Genomic DNA, 17,939 nt, shown 5'->3' with positions numbered 1-17,939 from the left:
TTCTTTATAAAAATGGACGGAATAGCCCTTTTATTGTTTGAGATAAGTTCTTATAGGCCGATGGACCATGAAATTCAAGATCAAAATTCACTTCTTCGAGCCAATGCGAATCGAATGCCCCCGCTTCAATATACGGTTCAATATCATTTCTTCCTGTCGGATTGAAGTGCAGTACATCAATTCCGATTTGATTTAAGAACAACAGCAAGACAGCATCAGAACGAGTTAATTCTCCGCTTTTCTCATTATTAAATATAACAATTTTTGGTACTTCTTGCGAATAATCAAATTTCTCAAGTAACTCTAAAATATTGGGCGGAATTTGCGAAAGCTGCGCAAAAACATACAGTGCTACATCTGGTTTTGTTTCTTTTCCCACAGGTTTACAAAGTTCACTTTCACACGTATGAATAATCGCTTCTGCAATCCCATGTTGCAGCCCTTCAGGTAAACGCTTATGCGGCCACCAATGACTGTTCATAATTTGATCGGGATGTAGTTTCCCAGCGCGGTCTAATGCATCTCGATAATGGAATTGGAAATTTGCTTTTTGTTCTTTTGTAATTGGAAATGTATTAATTAACAGGCTGTTATCAAATGACGTTACTGTCTTCAACCTTTGAAAGTATTCTTTTTCATTTTTTGAAACACCAGATACTTTCGCAAATAAAGATGGAATATAAATATGTTTATTTTCCACAAAGAATGTTGGGCGTACAAATGCCTTTTCTTTCGTAATCAAAAATAGTTCATCATATGTTGTTTTCAGTGTACGTGCTACAGGAGTATATGTACGGAATTGCCACGGTTTGTATAATAAAGAATTATCATGGTGGAGTACTTGTTCAATTTCTTTCGATGCTTGGTAAGCAACCGTTGCGACACGTTCCCTGCGTCTATCTGGAAATGCTTCTAATGAAATACGACCTGGGTGAGAAATAACAAATGTCTTCTCTTCATCATCAACACTTTCAAAGCCATCTTTTCCTTCTGGATGATAATATAAAACATCACATCCGAGCATAATAAGGAAGTACAAGAAATAGATTCGACTCTCCTTCGCATCTCCGTACCAAACGATGCGAGGCATTTGTTTCTTATAATTAATTGTAGAAAACCATTGCGCTACATAATTTTCGCTTAATTTAATGATATCAATTAAGAAACGGCGAAAACCTTCTGTTTTTAATGATTGATTATGTTGTTCCTCGTACAATTTTAATACAGAGATAAATGTTGTATGTATATAGTGTTGTAAATCTGGATTATCTACTTTTGGTAACAATTGCTTTCCTGATAAATGTGCAACAAGGCGATTTACAGTAAGTCCGTTTGGTGCTTCTTGATGTAATGTAAATACTTCTTGAATTTGGCGAAGCTTCTCAGAATCGATCACTTTATTTAAATTCTGTTCGTGCAGTACAGTAATTCCGTTTGCTTCGCTATAATCAAATAGTTCATTAAAATATTCATCTACATCGTTTGGGACGCCAAGAATGCGACAAGCTATATAACTAAAATTCATCCCATTCTCTGTTAATTCATACTGTGGGCGCTTTTCTAAAATCGTTTCAAATTGTTTTAAATCAGATTCTTCTTTTAATGCATGTGGATGAAGTGTAAAACGCGAAAACACGACAGTTCACCTCCGAAAAACATTTACTTTTTAAGAAATAATATCTTATCTCTTTATTATAAACTATTTTAGGTTATAAAAAATGGGCGCTCGTATAACGAGCTAACCCATTTCAATTATTTATCTTCTTTCTTAGTAGCTGCAACCTCTTCGCGAGCTTGTCCAGAATTTCGCATATAATGCAAAATAAATGTTGCTCCGAATGCAACAACTAAAATAATAAAGAATACTGTATGGCTAATGTGAATATCAACGACAGACAACAACATTTTCGTTGCAATGATTAAAATTAAAATATATGCTGTCGTTTCAAGCTCTGGAATACGTTCTAGTAATTTTAAAAATACACCAGCAATACCACGCATCATTAAAATACCAAGCATTCCACCTAATAGTAGAATCCAAACTTCATTGGAAACACCAAATGCTGCAAGAACGCTGTCTACTGAAAAGGCGATATCCATTAATTCAACCATGACAACTGTTCCCCAGAAAACACCAAATATTCTAAAGAGGATGCTGTTTTGATTCATACCATGAGCTTCTTCTTCTTCATTTTCACCTTTTTTCTTATCAATGAAGTACTTCACTGATAACCAAGCCAAGTAAAGTGCACCAAGAACTTTCACCCAAGCTAATTTAATTAAGAACATTCCGATTCCAATTGCGATAAAACGAAATACATAAGCTCCAATAAGTCCATAGAATAATGCTTTTTTACGTTTTTCCTCTGGTAAATGTTTTACCATTACCGCTAACACAAGTGCATTATCGGCAGATAATAAACCTTCGAGTACAACAAGTGTACCGATTAACCCCCATGATACTGGATCTTGCAATACTCTAATCCACATGTCCAAATCAAAAAATTGGGCATACGTATCAAGGATTCCCTGTAAAATGCTCATCTTACTGTTGTCCCCTATTCTTTGCTAGATTTATAGAAAGGCGAAAAAAGGAAACGAAGTTCGTTTCCCTCTTACGCATCCAAGCCATACGCTCTTACAAGCGCACCTAACCCACCTTGGAATCCACTTCCTACTGCATTAAACTTCCACTGTCCATTATGACGATATAATTCACAAAAGACAACTGCTGTTTCGATGGAGAAATCTTCCCCTAAGTCAAAACGAAGAACTTCTTCATTTGTCTCTTCGTTTGCTAGACGAGCAAATGCATTTGCAACTTGTCCGAAGTTTTGATTGCGTCCTTCTGCATCATAAATCGTAACGGTAATTGCAATTCTATGCACATCTGCTGGAACTTTCGCTAAATCTACAACAAGTTGCTCATCATCACCTTCGCCAGCACCAGTACGGTTATCACCTGTATGTAAAACCGATCCACAAGGAGATTGTAAATTGTTATAGAAAATAAAATTTGTTTCTTTCGTACATTTTCCATTTGCATCTAATAAGAAGGCAGATGCATCTAAATCATAGTCAGATCCACCGTCATATGACTTAATGTCCCATCCAAGGCCGATAACTGCCTTTGTAAGACCTGGACTTGTTTTACCTAGATCAATTTTCTGTCCTTTTTGTAATTGAATAACCATCTATATTCACCTCTTATACTATGATTCTAAAAAATATATACATGAGCAAAGTACATGTTCACTCATGTATATTTGTCTTATTACTCTACATCTAAACCAAAGTTGTTACATAAAGCACCTAATCCACCTTGGAATCCGCTTCCGATTGCATTAAACTTCCAGTCCCCAGCATGACGATATAATTCACCGACTACTACTGCTGTTTCGATAGAGAAATCTTCTCCTAAATCGTAACGAATTAACTCTGTGCCTTTTTCTTCATCTACAATACGTACGAAAGAATTAGATACTTGTCCGAAGTTTTGGCTACGGCTTTCTCCATCATAAATTGTAATTGTAAAACAAATACGCTCAATGTGAGCAGGAACATTCTTTAAATCTACTTTAATTACTTCATCATCGCCTGCGCCTTCACCAGTGCGATTATCTCCTAAATGCTCTACAGAACCGTTTGCTCCCTTTGGATTATTATAAAAAACAAAGTCTTCTGGACCTGATACTTTTCCATTTGTACCTACCAGGAAAATACTAACGTCTAAATCAAAATCATTTTGTCCATCATAACGATTTGTATCCCACCCAAGACCTACAAGAACGTTAGAAAGACCTGGATTTGTTTTTGTTAAATCTACCTTTTGTCCTTTTTTTAACGAGATCGATGCCATATATTATTCCTCCTTAAATTGTATTACTGATAACGTGATACAATCTCACTTAAATTCTTATCTTGTGTACCTTCTCCAACTGCAGAAAACTTCCATTCACTGCCATGGCGATACATTTCACCTACAACTAACGTTGTTTTCCCGCCGTAATTTTCCGATAAATTATAACGCGCTAATTCTTCACGTGTTTGTGGATTTTGAATACGAATATACGCGTTCTGAATCATTCCAAAATCTTGGCGACGATTCACACAATCATAAATATTCACAACAAATACTAAACGATTAATACGGCTCGGAACTTTATGTAATTCTACGAAAATTGTTTCGTCATCACCAGCACCTTCACCTGTTAAATTATCACCTGAATGAATAATACTTCCACAAATAGAGAGTTTATTTCCAAAATAAACAAGATCATTTTTATTTAAAAAACGATCATTTTCTAGCATAATCACAGATGCATCACAATCGATGTTTGGTTTGCTTCCAAATAACGAAGATAGAAATCCACCTGATTGTCCAATCGGATCCCATCCTAAGCCAACCTGTAATTTTGCTACTCCTGGTTGTCCCTTCGTCAAATCAATCTTCTGTCCTTTTTCTAAAATAATAGGCATGAAGTTTCTTCCTTTCTACAAGGTATTTTCCAAATGGGAAAATATTGTATTCTTCTCTTATATTGTAGCATTATTTGTCGATTGAAAAAAAGAATAAATTTTCAATTATATGAAAACATTCATGTCATTTATTCGTGGGGATGTAAGAAGTGGTAAATTGCTCCAATCATTCCTGCATGATTGCGATTTTGCGCTAGTTTGATTTCACAATTTTGATAGATTCCTTGCTCCAAATATTTCTGCACCTCTTTTTTCACTTCTTCTAACAATATATTCCCACGCTCAGTAATACCACCGCCAATAATAATCGCTTGTGGATTAAAGATATATGCAAGATTACTAATTCCAATCGCTAAATGTTTAAAGAATGCTTGAACCGCTTCCATGACTTCTTTATCCTTCTTATCGTATAACTCAAAAATTGTTTTTCCATTCCAGTTACCATCACCTTTATATTGCTTTACAAGACGACTTAACCCTGAAATAGATGCAATCTCTTCAAATCGTTTTCCTTCTACTTGCATGTTTCCCCATTCACCCGCACTAAATGAATGCCCCCGATATAGCTCATAATTAATAACAATAGCCCCACCAATTCCCGTTCCAAGTGTAAGCATAATAAAATTCTTCCTCTGCTTTCCTGCTCCCCTCCATCTTTCTCCTAATGCTGCACAATTCACATCATTCTCAATTGACACAGAAACTTTCAACATACTTTGTAATCTATCAATAATAGGAATACCAGCATAGTTCGGTATATGATCCACACCACCGATTATCATTCCTTTATGAATATTAACAATTCCAGCTGTACTAATGCCAATTCCAGAAATTTTATGCTCACTCATTACATTTTGAGACAAACTGATAAGCTTTTGAACAATTTGTTCGCCACCTAAATGTGCATCTGTAGAAACTATTTGATGTACTAGTACTGTTCCAAATTCTGAAACAATCCCATACTTAATTTGTGTACCCCCAATATCAAATGCAATATATTTTTTCACTCCATCACTTCCCCTAACATTATGACTTTCATTCTTCTGCGTTGAAATGATAAATTTTTATACTTAATAGAAGTTTACACAATTTACTGATGCAGCTTTTACATAAAGTACCGCTCTACTATTAATCTTAACATATCCTCTTTGAATCATTTTCTATATAAAGTGAAACACCATTTTTTCTATATATGGTTTTTTTTGCATAAAATCTCTTCTGCTATGAAATATTACAAAAGGATGTATTTTAGATGGAGTATTATTTGATTTTTAGGAGGACACCAATGATAAAAATTACTACTTTAACATTAGCACTATCTTTATCCTTTTTTAGCGGTCTAAGTAGCGGACATGCCGCGAAATATGAATTTCATAACCTTGGCGTAAACGCAGTGGCTCAAGATGAGGGTAATTCACAAGGGGACAGCAACGGCTCTCAAGGCGGTAACGGCTCTCAAGGCGGTAACGGTTCTCAAGGCGGTAACGGCTCCAAAGGCGGTAACGGCTCTCAAGGTGGCAATGGCTCTCAAGGCGGTAACGGCTCTCAAGGCGGTAACGGCTCTCAAGGTGGCAACGGCTCTCAAGGTGGTAACGGCTCCAAAGACGGTAACGGCTCTCAAGGTGGCAATGGCTCTCAAGGCGGTAACGGCTCTCAAGGTGGTAACGGCTCTCAAGGTGGCAATGGCTCTCAAGGTGGTAACGGCTCTCAAGGTGGTAACGGCTCCAAAGGCGGTAACGGCTCTCAAGGTGGCAATGGCTCTCAAGGCGGTAACGGCTCTCAAGGTGGCAATGGCTCTCAAGGTGGTAATGGCTCTCAAGGTGGTAATGGCTCTCAAGGTGGTAATGGCTCTCAAGGTGGTAATGGCTCTCAAGGTGGCAATGGCTCTCAAGGTGGCAATGGCTCTCAAGGTGGCAATGGTGCCAAAGGCGGCAATGGCTCTCAAGGTGGCAATGGTGCCAAAGGCGGCAATGGCTCTCAAGGTGGCAATGGTGCCAAAGGCGGCAATGGCTCTCAAGGTGGCAATGGCTCTCAAGGTGGCAATGGCTCTCAAGGTGGCAATGGCTCTCAAGGTGGCAATGGTGCCAAAGGCGGCAATGGCTCTCAAGGTGGCAATGGCTCTCAAGGTGGCAATGGCTCTCAAGGTGGCAATGGTGCCAAAGGCGGCAATGGCTCTCAAGTTGGCAATGGTGTCAAAGGCGGCAATGGCTCTCAAGGTGGCAATGGTGTCAAAGGCGGCAATGGCTCTCAAGGTGGCAATGGTGTCAAAGGCGGTAACGGCTCTCAAGGTGGCAATGGTGTCAAAGGCGGCAATGGCTCTCAAGGTGGCAATGGTGCCAAAGGCGGTAACGGCTCTCAAGGTGGCAATGGCTCTCAAAGCGATAATGATTCCAATGGTGGTAAAGTAAAAGGACAAGGTGATAAAGTAAAAGGACAAGGTGATAAACTACCTAATACTGCTACACACTATCCTGCAGCAATCTTAATGGGAATTACTACATTCCTATTTGGAATCTCACTATTTGTTCGTAGAAAAAAAGTAAAATAATTAAAACAAAATAACTCCATCTATAAAATACATAATACAAATATAGCCTAATTAAAATATAAATGGACCTTCATCTAGAACTGTATAACTTCAAGATGAAGGTCCATTTTAGAACTTACACATTATCCTTTTTAAAATATTAGAAGTATTTATAAAAAGAAAATTTAGATTACAACTGTAAATGACCAAACTGTTATTGTTAGAAAAAACGAGACTCCCTAACTTTCACAACTTGTTCTTCATTTTATTACGTAGAGAATACGCCATATTCAAGCTAATCTTATTAAGAAAACAGCGTTGCCCAAAAATAAAAGAAATTAATACGCCTTGCCCCAGTACACCATATGTTCAGCTTTTTTACCACAACATACGCACGCTTCTGCTAACGTTTCCTGCTCAAATGGCATACAACGTGACGAAACTCCTACCTCTTCTTTTAGTTTTTCTTCGCAAGTCAATTCACCACACCACATCGCTTTGATAAACCCTTGCTTCTCATCAGCCGCTTGCTTCATTTCTTCAAAGTTTGTAACACTATATGTGTGTTCGTCGCGAAATGCTTTTGCTTTATTAAATAGAGAATCGTGAATCTCATCAAGTAATGATGTAATACGCTCTTCTAATTGATCCATTGACACAAACTCTTTTTCCTTCGTATCGCGTCTGACAAGTACAACTTGATTTTTTTCTATATCTTTTGGACCAACTTCTAGGCGAATTGGAACACCCTTCATTTCATACTCATTAAATTTCCAGCCTGGCGTTTTATTGCTAGCATCTATTTTCACGCGTGCAACCTTTTGAATACGTCCTTGTAACTCGGTTGCTTTTTCTAACACACCCTCTTTATGCTGAGCAATTGGTACAATGATAACTTGTACTGGTGCTACCTTTGGTGGCATCACTAGCCCATTATTATCGCTATGAACCATAATAAGTCCACCGATCATTCTTGTTGATACCCCCCAAGATGTTTGGTGTACATATTGCCATTTTCCATTACGATCTAAAAATTTAATATCAAACGCTTCAGAGAAATTCGTACCGAAGTTATGGGATGTTCCTGTTTGAAGCGCTTTTCCATCATGCATTAAGCTTTCAATTGTATATGTTGCCTTTGCTCCCGCAAATTTCTCTTTATCCGTTTTCTGTCCTTTAATAACTGGAATAGCTAAGTAATCTTCACAGAAAGAAGCATACAAGTTTAAAATATTTAACGTTTCTTCTTGAGATTCTTCTGCCGTTTCATGAATTGTATGGCCTTCTTGCCATAAAAACTCAGTTGTGCGAAGAAATGGTCTCGTCGTTTTTTCCCATCGAACTACTGAACACCATTGATTATATAGTTTTGGTAAGTCATTATAAGACTGAACAATTTTTGAAAAATGCTCGCAAAATAACGTTTCAGAAGTTGGACGAACACAAAGACGTTCTGCTAACTTCTCATCTCCTCCATGTGTAACCCATGCTACTTCAGGTGCAAATCCTTCCACATGATCCTTCTCTTTTTGCAGTAAGCTCTCCGGAATAAACATTGGCATATATACATTTTCATGACCAGACTCTTTTAATTTTCCATCCATTACCTTTTGCATATTCTCCCATAATGCGTATCCGTATGGACGTAAAATCATACACCCTTTTACACTTGAATAATCAACGAGTTCAGCTTTCTTCACAATATCGGTATACCACTGAGCAAAGTCTTCTTCCATTTTTGTAATAGCTTGTACTTGTTCTTTTACCATATTCTTTCCCTCCTTTTAAAAATAAAAAAAGCCCGCGTCCCCTAAATAGGGACCGAGCTTTTGCCGGCGTTACCACCCTGATTCATGCACAAAAATTGTACATGCTCTCTTTTTGATAACGGGAAATTCCCGCTGCATATGCAGAACGCAAAGGTAGGTTCCATATCGCCTTTTTAAGAACCTTACAGCCAACTGGATTCTCTCTCTGTCAAAAAGGTGAGACATGTACTAATCCTTTTTCATCGTTATAACAAAATAAATTTGTTGAATATCATAATATAAATTCTTTTTTAAGACAATAGCTAATTTTCTTATTTTTATATATTCTTTTCGTTTTTTTGGGTTTTATACTGAATTTACACATAATTTCCCCGAAAGAGTTTTACAAATTGATGAGTAATCATGCCAATGATTGTTCCCATTAAAACAAAGAAACATGCAATACCATACCCGATTCCATCCCACCCACCAATAGCGAAGATGGTAAACGGAAAGAAAGCTAAACAAAGAAGAATTAAAATAAGTGCAAATATAATATCAAACGACCTCTTTGGAAATTGCTTCTTTAATAAAAATGAAACAGCAAATACAATGAGAATTGTTACAGTTCCAATTATAAAAAACACTTCAAATCCATTCACTCCATTCCCTCCTTCCATTCATTTCCTTATAATTTATTATATGTTTTAAAATTCAAAAAATAAACAATAAACTTTCTTCAAAAATAAGTTTTTACCACCAGGTATTAATAGTAATATATAATAATAAATTATATAACAGGAGGTATATATAATGGACCGTCCATTAACAAATCATGTAATTGTTTTATCTTTTGACTGTTTATCAGCTTTAGATTTTCCTATATTACAAGAACTTCCTCATTTTCGCTCTTTAATAGAACAAGGAGCAATTGCAAAAAAAGTAGAAGCTATTTATCCTTCTGTAACATATCCAAGTCACGCCACTATTGTAACTGGTAACTATCCTAACAAACATGGCGTTGTAAGCAATACATTACTTCAGCCTGGCAGGGAATCACCGGATTGGCATTGGTATCGCCGCTCTATTAAAGGAACGACATTATATGATGAGGCAAGAAAAGCGAAATTAACAACCGCTGCCCTTCTATGGCCTGTTACAGGAAGAGCAAAAATTGACTACAACTTACCTGAAATCTTTCCAAACAGACCGTGGCAAAATCAAATTCTTGTTTCATTATTTAGTGGAAGCCCGCTGTATCAGCTAGATTTAAACCGTCGTTTTGGCCATATTAGAAACGGATTATCACAGCCTGAGCTTGATGATTTTGTTCTCGCCTCTGCTGTACATACCATACAAACGAAAAAACCTAACGTCATGCTCGTTCACTTTACAGATTTAGATACACAAAGGCATTATCACGGATTTTCTTCCCCAGAAACAAGAGCCGCTATTCAAAGACACGATGAAAGACTTGGAAAGATCATCAAAGCATTAAAAGAAGCTGGTATTTACGAACAAAGTACAATTATTGCCCTCGGCGATCATAGTGCCCTAAGCGAGAATAAAGCGATTCAATTAAATGTTCTTTTCCATCAAAAAGGGCTCATTTCAGTAAATCAAAATGGAAAATTAACAGCTTGGAAAGCTTATTGTCAAAGCTGTGATGGCTCTGCTTACGTATATGTAAAAGATAAAAATGATATCCAAACGATACAAACTGTCCAAAACCTTCTTGAAGAACTTCTTCAATATAAACAAAACGGAATTGAATTTATACTCCATGATGAAGATGCAAAAGAACGTGGAGCTGATGGGAACTGTCTTTTCATGCTTGAGGCAAGGGAAGGCTATTACTTTACTGAAAACTATACAGGAAATTTTATAAAAGAGATTACAGAAAAAGATGTAACTCCTAGTAAAAAGTATACGTTTGGTACACATGGCTATTCTCCAACAAAACCAAACTATGAAACCATCTTCATGGCTGCTGGAAAAGGCATTCGTCAAGGGGCCATTATTCCATATATGCGTCTCATTGACGAAGGACCTACCATCGCGCGTTTACTCGGATTACATCTTGGTGAAACCGACGGAACTGTAGTAGAGGATTTACTTCAATTGTAAAGAAGTTTGTATATATGTAAAAGTTACGTAAAACTTACCTCTGTTTCTCTTTTTCCTATTTTTATTTTTGTACACTAATATTAGAACGACTTAAGGAGGAACATGATATGAAAAAAATGTCCAGGCAAGAAAAAAGCTGGATATTGTATGACTGGGCAAACTCAGTATATTCCCTCATCATTACAACTGCACTATTTCCTATCTATTTCAAAGCTGCTGCAAAAGAAGCAGGACTATCTGGAGCAACTTCCACAGCTTTTTGGGGATATGCGAATTCTTTCTCTACACTTTTAATTTCTATCCTTGCTCCTATTCTCGGTACAATTGCCGATTATAAAGGATTTAAAAAGCGCTTTTTCACATTCTTCTTTGGACTCGGTATTATATTTACAAGTATGCTAGCTGTTGTCCCAACATCACAGTGGTATTTACTACTAGGCTGCTATATGCTCGCTTTAGTTGGATTTGCTGGAGCGAATATTTTTTATGATGCATTTTTAGTAGATGTTACAACAGCAGATAGAATGGATCGTATTTCAACGCGCGGATTTGCGCTAGGTTATATTGGCAGTACGATTCCTTTTATCGGCTGCATTACTCTTATTATCCTAGCACAAAAAGGAACAATCCCATTATCAGTTGGTATCGCTAGTCAAATTTCCTTTGCAATTACAGCCCTTTGGTGGGGATTATTTACGATTCCGATGCTCAAAAATGTGGAACAAACACATTATATTGAACGTCACCCAAAACCAATTACGATGAGCTTTAAGCGTTTAGCTCATACATTTAAAAATATCCGTCAATATCGCACTGTCTTTTTGTTCTTACTTGCTTATTTCTTCTACATTGACGGTGTCGATACCATTATTACAATGTCTACAGCTTATGGAACAGACCTTGGTATTAGTGCGACAAACCTACTTATTATTTTATTTGTAACACAAATTGTCGCTTGTCCATTCGCTTTACTGTATGGAAAACTATCTGAAACGTTCAAAGGCAAGAAAATGCTATATGTCGGTATTATTATTTATATCATTATTTGCACATACGCTTATTTCTTAAAAACAACACTCGATTTTTGGATTTTAGCAATGCTTGTTGCAACTTCTCAAGGCGGAATTCAGGCACTCAGCCGCTCATATTTTGCAAAGCTTGTACCGAAAGAATCCGCAAATGAATTCTTCGGGTTCTATAATATTTTCGGTAAGTTCGCAGCTATTATGGGGCCCGTATTAGTAGGGGTGACTACGCAACTAACAGGAAAAACAAATGCTGGTGTACTAAGTATTATCGTTTTATTTATAATAGGCGGATTCATACTAACACGCGTACCGGAAAATGCAACTTCTGTTACACCACCTGCTCCAAAATCGGAAACACTATAATAAAAAACATCCCATTCTGCATACAGAATGGGATGTTTTTTATTATTCTATCGACATCGTTCAATTACTATATGTAACTATTTAATCCCCGACATCTAAGTCGTGGTTATGAAAACAAAAGAAGTTCTCCACTCATTTGCTCCTTCTGTTTTCACATAGCATGTGGCTAAAAAAGGTACCGACCGCTTCTATCCATGAGCGGATACTCTCTCCCATCTACAAGGAATGGTTTTATGTCGACCTTTCAATGCGTATTTATATAAAAACCCTACTGCTTATACAAAAATAATTGATCAACCGTTGTCCCTAACACTTCAGCTAAACGAAATGCCAGCGCTAAACTTGGATCATATTTATTATTTTCAATTGCATTTATCGTCTGTCTGGACACTTTACATTTATCAGCTAATGCACCTTGTGAAATCTTCTTTTCAGTGCGGAATTCGTAAATTTGATTTTTCACATTTTTTCTCCTAACCTGTAAAATCGTTTTTACAACATCAGTATATATTTGGCGGATATCGTTGTCAAAAAATCCCCATATAGAAAAGGAGCGTGAATCGCTCCTTTTCTAGTAAAATTACATAATAAAATTTCTACACCGAAGAATCCGTAACACCCTTTTGACTTGCATCCTCTTTTTTATTTCCAACTTCTACATTTATTTTCATACGTAAAATTGGTAAAATCGCGAGTAGAATAAGTGACATCGCTATACAAAATACAATAATAAGTGAGGTCAGTTCTTTTAATCCCCCAGCTAGTGAATTTCCAATTAGCATAGTTCCCATAAAAAGCGGTAAAATTGTACCATTTACACGCCCTACCATATTCTCTGGTACAAGCTGAATCATAAGCGTTCCAACAATAATGTTAACACAAGCTAAACAAATTCCCGTTCCAAATCGCATCAAACTAGTAATCCAAAATGATGTAGACAGTCCTTCCACAAGAAATGACATAGCCAATACAATCATACCAAACACAAACATTTTTTTCGGATTTACTTTTGAGGCAAAAACTGCCGCAACGACGCCTCCGATTAACATACCTATTCCATCAGCTGCTGCTAAATATTGAACTGCCTCCTTTTCCATTCCTAATCGTTCAATAACAAGAAATATTTCTAATGGATTTGTTAATCCTACTGCTAACCCCATAATTGCGAAAGTAATTGTAATCATACATAAATTTTTTGTTTGAAGGACATACCTCCATCCCTCTTTTATATCATTCCATAATGAAATACTCTCCGTTTTCTCTTTTTCTATCCATCTTGGTAAAAATGAAAGTATAATAGCCGATAACACAAACAATCCAATTAAGCTATATAGTGAAATAAACAGCCCAAGCTGTGTATAAACAATCGATCCTACAACTGGCCCAAAAATCATAAATAACGACTGTAGTGTTTGATTTACTGCAATGGCGTTTGCAACATGTTTCTCTTCTACATAGCGTTTAAATATCCGTGAAGATGAAGGCTGAGAAAATTGTCCAACAATCGCTGAAACAAGCGTAGCAAAAAATATAGCCTGCCAATAATCAATCTTTAACAAGAAAACAATCCCTATAATAGATAACATACTTAGCATATCTCCTGCTACCATCGTTCTCTTCGGATTCCAGCGATCTGCTAGCGCACCACCAATGAATGAAAAAATAAAAATAGGCGCGTATTCCATAACAGATAATAATGAAACTGAGACGGGATCATTATTTGTTCGCTCCATAACGAAATACAAAAGTGCCATATTTCGAATCCAAATTGCAAATTGCTGTAAAATATCAGAAGTCATAACAAGCATAAATGCTCGATTTTTGAATAAATCTTTCATTTTATTCCCCCTTTTTTAAACCGACCATTCAGTCTAATTTAATATAAAAGAAAAGGTGCTGATTTAAGATTCAGCTGCCATTCCTTGTAACAGTACATCAATTGCCTTCTTGTAAATGCGCTTCATTTCTGTAGAGTCTAATTCATAGTAAAGTACCCCAAGCCCAGATAATAAACCATTCACAATATACATAAGATCACGGATATCCCCTTGGCGGAATTCTCCGGATTCTATGCCTTCTTCAATTAATTTCTCAAAAACACCATATGACGCTCTTGCTAAAACAAGCATTTCATCTAGAATCTCTTTACCTACAACCTGACTCATAGAAAACTCTTCCACTGCACTAAAGATAGGCTGTTGTATATCTTCCACATGGTACTCTGCAAGCCCGTATAATTTTTCGGTACTTGTATGATACTGCTTTTCTTTTTCATTCCACTTTTCAAGCCAATCATACGTATGTTGTTTTACTACAAATAAAAATAATTCTTCCTTGCTTTTAAAATGATAATAAATACTACCTTTACTACGCTTTGTAATTTCACAAATATCTTCCATAGATGTTGCTGCGTATCCTTTTTGTGAAAATAGTTCTTCTGCTTGGTACGCTATTTCTTTTTTTATCTCTTCTGCACTTTTTCTCATGTTCACACCTCATCAAACCGACCGTTCAGTCTAATATTAACAAATATAAAACCTCTTTTACAAGAGGAAATATTCCTTATTTAGGAAAAAATATTTTCAAACCATGTTCGAAGTGTGTAAATAGCTCCAAACTTAAATCCAAGTTTGACAATAAACACGCCACCTGCAACAAATAAAAATAATGCTACCTTCCCTTTATTTTTAACCTTTGCCTGCTTCTCCATCTTCATTCCCCTTATAACATCATATATTCCTTATTTATCAATACATTAAACTTATAAACTCTTAAACAAACGTTTGTTTAGCTGGTTTTATGCGGGTTCAATCCAACTAATCAAACGTTTGTTTAAAAAGAAATACGCCCGTAAAGAGCGCCTTTCTTTTTAATCTCCGCCTCCACCACCTCCGCAGCTACCACCATCACCGCCCGAAGAACCACTATCGCCCCAAAAAGAACTTCCACAATCATTTGAGTTATCAGACCCAGCAAAAAAAACTGGTGTAGAAGCAGTAGTTGTCGTACTATCACCATTACCTGTTTTATAAAGATTTATTTTTCGTTTATTTCTTCTAATTGATTTAACAATCAACCCAATGAAAACTAAAAATAATAATGCCGCTATTACAAAACCCATATAAGCCCCTCCTTTATTCTTCTAATAATTGTAATACTCGTTCTATCTTCTCTAAGGAAATAAATCGTGACTCGCGCAGTATCTCTTTCCCTTCATGAAATAATAAGACGGTCGGCCCTGTAAATACTAAATACTCCGCTGAAATTTTTTTCATATCCTGCAGTGAAATTACAATATTTTCTACACCTTGGTATTGTTCTAATAAGCGGTTTACTTTCTCTAACATAACATCACAAACACCACAATTTTCCGTTTTGATGAATAAAAGCACTACATCTTTTGCTTTAATATATGCTACTAATTCTTCTATCGTTTGAAATTTTCTCATGTTATTCTATCCCTCTTAGCGTAATTTACGAAATACTTGATTTTGATACATACGAAATGCCGAATTTCCTTTTATCTTTCGTTTCTCCATTAACTGTTGAAAGCGAAGGGTTTTTGCTGTTAACTCCTCTTTTAGTTTCGCTCGTTCTGTTTCAGAATAACAACAAGCGATTAAATCTTCTATTTTCAATATATCCTTCTGTAATTCCATTTCTACTGGAATCATTCTAGCATTTTTCAAAATTTTGTAGCTCATTCTAAGATCCGGGGGTACCATCGAAAGGTCTTCTAATTGTAGCGGTTTTCCCTTACCAGGAATATCATCAAGATCACCATTATTGATTGCTTGACGAATTTTTTCTTCAGCGATACTTAAAAAAACATCCACTTCGTCCCCTCCCTTACATATTTTTACTATTATTTTACATGAAAAGTTTGTATGATACCATAATATGGTGTGTGAAAAATGAACTTCAAAAAATACAAAATGCGGTACCTCTTATAATAGAGCCACCGCATTCTATCAATCTTTCTTTAATTTTCTAGCAATCCCATTTCCTAAAGATTGTAAGCCTTGAACAAGAATAATTAAGATAAATACCGTTGCATACATAACTTCTGGTTCATATCGCAAATGACCAAATCGATATGCTAAATCGCCTAGTCCACCTGCTCCTACAAGTCCAGCCATTGCTGTTGCACCTATTAGTCCAATCGTTGCGATCGTTAAACCAAGCACAAGAGATGGGCGCGCTTCTCTAACCATAACGTGCCAAATAATTTTTACAGTAGAAACTCCCATCGCTTGATATGCTTCAATTACACCGCGATCCACTTCTAGTAAAGCTGTTTCCATTAAACGTGCAATATAAGGAGCTGTAAATACAACAAGCGGTACAATTACACCTTTCACACCAATTGAAGTTCCCATAAGGAGCTTTGTAAACGGCAGAATGAAGAATAATAGAATAATAAATGGAATAGAACGAATGACGTTAATAATTGTATTCAAAACAGGATATACAATTTTATTCTCTAGTTGACCACCAGGCCTTGTTAAAACGAGTGTGACGCCAAGTGGCAATGCAATAATGACTGATATAAGTAGTGAAATGGATGTCATTTGAAATGTTTGAATCGTCGCTTCCCATATCATCTTACTCCATTCATCCCAAAAGGACTTGCTTCCCATACTCTTCCTTACCTCCTTCTACAATAATTCCTTGTTCTTTTAAAAATGTTAACGCCCTATGTACTTCGTGTTTTTCCCCTTGCATATGAACGACGAGTTTACCGTACGCTTCATATTTTAGTTGTGTAATGTTCCCCGATAAAATATTAGGATATACTTGAAATCGTTTTGTAGCAACAGCCAATGCTGGTTCTCCTGAAGAGTTCCCGATAAACGAGAGCGTTACAATCTCCCCTGTGTTTTTTAGTTCTTTTTGTAATTCTTCCGGGATTTTGGCTGCAAAAGCACTGTTTACAAATTTTTTCGTTGTTGCATGTTGTGGGTTTGAAAAAATATTTTTCACTGTACCACTTTCTACTATAGCTCCCTGCTCCATCACAGCAACGTGATCACATATACGCTGAATTACATTCATTTCATGTGTAATGAGCAAAATCGTAATCCCAATTTTCTCATTAACTTCTAATAACAAATCTAAAATCGACTCCGTTGTTTCTGGATCCAACGCGCTTGTAGCTTCATCACTTAGCAACACTTCTGGTTCATGCGATAACGCACGTGCAATCGCAACACGCTGTTTTTGTCCACCAGAAAGCTCGCTTGGATACGCATCTTTTCTATCAAACAAATCAACAATACGTAAATACTTTTCTACTCTTTTTTCAATTTCCGTTTTTGAAATCCCAGCTAAGCGTAAAGGTAATGCAATATTTTCATAAACATTGACTGTTTTCAATAAGTTAAATCCTTGAAAAATCATCCCAATTTTTTGTCTCGCCTGCGCTAATCCTTTTGTAGATAAGGTTGTTAAATCTTTCTCATTTACAATTATATTTCCTGTTGTTGGTTTTTCTAATAAGTTTACACAGCGGATTAATGTACTTTTACCTGCCCCACTATATCCAATGATTCCAAACACTTCTCCTTTTTCTATTTTAAGAGAAGTTGGTTTCAGAGCTTCTATCTTACCTTTTTTTGTTGTAAATACTTTAGAAACATTCTTCAATTCAATCATGATAATCAGCTC

The 17,939-nt window shown here is 36.4% G+C and carries 20 protein-coding genes and 1 other annotated feature; of the genes, 3 read left to right on the top strand and 17 right to left on the bottom strand.

The window, feature by feature from the left end; translation table 11 throughout:
* Positions 1-4: 4 nt before the first annotated feature.
* The 6 genes from AAIE21_RS21755 to AAIE21_RS21730 all read right to left on the bottom strand — a co-directional run bounded on the left by AAIE21_RS21755 (position 5) and on the right by AAIE21_RS21730 (position 5,486).
* Positions 5-1,636: a YceG family protein gene (locus AAIE21_RS21755; RefSeq protein ID WP_343268700.1), complete on the bottom strand. Its 1,632-nt coding sequence runs from the start codon at positions 1,634-1,636 to the stop codon at positions 5-7.
* A gap of 116 nt (positions 1,637-1,752) precedes the next feature.
* Positions 1,753-2,544, bottom strand: coding sequence for a TerC family protein (locus AAIE21_RS21750; protein ID WP_343268699.1), 792 nt, complete (start codon positions 2,542-2,544; stop codon positions 1,753-1,755).
* A 71-nt stretch (positions 2,545-2,615) separates the two neighbouring features.
* Positions 2,616-3,194, bottom strand: a complete 579-nt coding sequence (locus tag AAIE21_RS21745; protein WP_343268698.1) for a TerD family protein — start codon at positions 3,192-3,194, stop codon at positions 2,616-2,618.
* Positions 3,195-3,274: 80 nt separating this feature from the next.
* Positions 3,275-3,859: a TerD family protein gene (locus AAIE21_RS21740; RefSeq protein WP_343268697.1), complete on the bottom strand. Its 585-nt coding sequence runs from the start codon at positions 3,857-3,859 to the stop codon at positions 3,275-3,277.
* Between the two features lie 23 nt (positions 3,860-3,882).
* A complete protein-coding gene (locus AAIE21_RS21735; RefSeq protein ID WP_343268696.1) occupies positions 3,883-4,479 on the bottom strand; it encodes a TerD family protein in 597 nt (198 codons plus the stop codon).
* A gap of 128 nt (positions 4,480-4,607) precedes the next feature.
* Complete coding sequence (locus tag AAIE21_RS21730; RefSeq protein WP_343268695.1) at positions 4,608-5,486, bottom strand: ROK family protein; 879 nt, start codon at positions 5,484-5,486, stop codon at positions 4,608-4,610.
* Positions 5,487-5,764: 278 nt separating this feature from the next.
* Between AAIE21_RS21730 and AAIE21_RS21725 the strand changes: the two genes are divergently transcribed.
* Positions 5,765-7,027 (top strand): LPXTG cell wall anchor domain-containing protein, encoded by a 1,263-nt coding sequence (locus AAIE21_RS21725; RefSeq protein WP_343268694.1) that lies wholly within the window; start codon positions 5,765-5,767, stop codon positions 7,025-7,027.
* A gap of 317 nt (positions 7,028-7,344) precedes the next feature.
* Here the strand turns inward: AAIE21_RS21725 and proS are convergent, their stop codons facing one another.
* Positions 7,345-8,775 carry a proline--tRNA ligase gene (gene proS, locus AAIE21_RS21720; RefSeq protein WP_343268693.1) on the bottom strand — a complete coding sequence of 477 codons (1,431 nt, stop codon included), beginning with the start codon at positions 8,773-8,775 and terminating at the stop codon, positions 7,345-7,347.
* Between the two features lie 44 nt (positions 8,776-8,819).
* Positions 8,820-9,027 (bottom strand) — a binding site (T-box leader).
* A gap of 104 nt (positions 9,028-9,131) precedes the next feature.
* A complete protein-coding gene (locus AAIE21_RS21715; RefSeq protein ID WP_343268692.1) occupies positions 9,132-9,434 on the bottom strand; it encodes a YesK-like family protein in 303 nt (100 codons plus the stop codon).
* A 133-nt stretch (positions 9,435-9,567) separates the two neighbouring features.
* On the opposite strand from AAIE21_RS21715, the gene AAIE21_RS21710 reads away from it, so the two are divergent.
* Positions 9,568-10,881, top strand: a complete 1,314-nt coding sequence (locus tag AAIE21_RS21710; RefSeq protein ID WP_343268691.1) for an alkaline phosphatase family protein — start codon at positions 9,568-9,570, stop codon at positions 10,879-10,881.
* Between the two features lie 107 nt (positions 10,882-10,988).
* Entirely contained in the window at positions 10,989-12,272 is a 1,284-nt protein-coding gene (locus AAIE21_RS21705) for an MFS transporter (protein ID WP_343268690.1), read from the top strand.
* 268 nt (positions 12,273-12,540) lie between these two features.
* On the opposite strand, the gene AAIE21_RS21700 is transcribed toward AAIE21_RS21705, so the two are convergent.
* From AAIE21_RS21700 to AAIE21_RS21660, 9 genes are all read right to left on the bottom strand, one after another.
* Positions 12,541-12,792, bottom strand: a complete 252-nt coding sequence (locus tag AAIE21_RS21700; protein WP_343268759.1) for a helix-turn-helix transcriptional regulator — start codon at positions 12,790-12,792, stop codon at positions 12,541-12,543.
* Positions 12,793-12,868: 76 nt separating this feature from the next.
* On the bottom strand, positions 12,869-14,110 hold the full coding sequence (locus AAIE21_RS21695) for an MFS transporter (RefSeq protein ID WP_343268689.1): 1,242 nt from the start codon (positions 14,108-14,110) through the stop codon (positions 12,869-12,871).
* A 63-nt stretch (positions 14,111-14,173) separates the two neighbouring features.
* Entirely contained in the window at positions 14,174-14,758 is a 585-nt protein-coding gene (locus AAIE21_RS21690; RefSeq protein WP_343268688.1) for a TetR/AcrR family transcriptional regulator, read from the bottom strand.
* Positions 14,759-14,838: 80 nt separating this feature from the next.
* Positions 14,839-14,982 carry a histidine kinase gene (locus tag AAIE21_RS21685; RefSeq protein ID WP_343268687.1) on the bottom strand — a complete coding sequence of 48 codons (144 nt, stop codon included), beginning with the start codon at positions 14,980-14,982 and terminating at the stop codon, positions 14,839-14,841.
* A gap of 159 nt (positions 14,983-15,141) precedes the next feature.
* The gene (locus tag AAIE21_RS21680) at positions 15,142-15,393 is read right to left on the bottom strand and encodes a hypothetical protein (protein ID WP_343268686.1); all 252 of its coding nucleotides are present in this window, start codon (positions 15,391-15,393) and stop codon (positions 15,142-15,144) included.
* A 13-nt stretch (positions 15,394-15,406) separates the two neighbouring features.
* The gene (locus AAIE21_RS21675; RefSeq protein ID WP_343268685.1) at positions 15,407-15,721 is read right to left on the bottom strand and encodes a thioredoxin family protein; all 315 of its coding nucleotides are present in this window, start codon (positions 15,719-15,721) and stop codon (positions 15,407-15,409) included.
* A gap of 15 nt (positions 15,722-15,736) precedes the next feature.
* Entirely contained in the window at positions 15,737-16,108 is a 372-nt protein-coding gene (locus tag AAIE21_RS21670; RefSeq protein ID WP_343268684.1) for a DnaJ family domain-containing protein, read from the bottom strand.
* 135 nt (positions 16,109-16,243) lie between these two features.
* The gene (locus tag AAIE21_RS21665; protein ID WP_343268683.1) at positions 16,244-16,912 is read right to left on the bottom strand and encodes a methionine ABC transporter permease; all 669 of its coding nucleotides are present in this window, start codon (positions 16,910-16,912) and stop codon (positions 16,244-16,246) included.
* The gene (locus AAIE21_RS21660; protein ID WP_343268682.1) at positions 16,887-17,927 is read right to left on the bottom strand and encodes a methionine ABC transporter ATP-binding protein; all 1,041 of its coding nucleotides are present in this window, start codon (positions 17,925-17,927) and stop codon (positions 16,887-16,889) included. Before AAIE21_RS21660 ends, AAIE21_RS21665 begins: the two co-directional genes overlap by 26 nt.
* Between the last annotated feature and the right edge of the window lie 12 nt (positions 17,928-17,939).

This window comes from Paenibacillus sp. 102, from assembly GCF_039549175.1.
Lineage (GTDB): Bacteria > Bacillota > Bacilli > Bacillales > Bacillaceae_G > Bacillus_A.
This window is presented reverse-complemented; position numbering and strand designations above follow the sequence as displayed.